1 protein-coding gene is annotated in these 600 nt (G+C 46.5%); it reads left to right on the forward strand.

What is annotated here, in order from left to right; genetic code table 11:
- Positions 1-40: 40 nt before the first annotated feature.
- Positions 41-600, forward strand: a 560-nt coding sequence (locus R7Z50_RS29035) for an alkaline phosphatase (RefSeq protein ID WP_318149951.1), incomplete at its 3' end; no start/stop codon positions are given.

The raw sequence follows: 600 nt of genomic DNA on the forward strand, positions 1-600 counted from the left end.
TGCTTTAATTTCTGCGCTTTCAATAAACAAGGAAAATATAATGAAGCGTTTAGTTTCTCCGATTATTACTGCAGTGGCTGCATCTACACTTTCATTCAATGCGCTATCCGCTGAAATCAAAAACGTTATTCTGATGATTGGTGATGGTATGGGTCCTCAGCAAGTCGGCTTGCTAGAAACCTACGCGAACCACGCACCAAACTCGATTTCCAAAGGCCAAACCACCGCGCTCTACAAGTTAGCGCAAGAAGGTGTGATTGGCTCATCTTTAACGAACCCAGAAGATGCGATCGTTGTCGACTCTGCATGTTCGGCAACAATGCTCGCAACAGGTATCCCAACCGCATCAGAAGTGATTGGTATTGACAGCCAAGGCAATCACGTTGAGACCATTTTGGAAAAAGCCAAGAGCAAAGGCAAAGCAACGGGTCTTGTTTCAGATACGCGTATGACTCATGCAACACCAGCCGCGTTTGCTGCGCATCAGCCTCATCGCTCGCTAGAAAACAACATCGCTTCCGATATGCTAGAAAGCGGTGTCGACGTGTTGTTATCTGGTGGTCTTCGTCACTGGATTCCAAAATCGACTAACGACAAAGG

This window comes from Vibrio sp. 1249-1, from assembly GCF_033340495.1.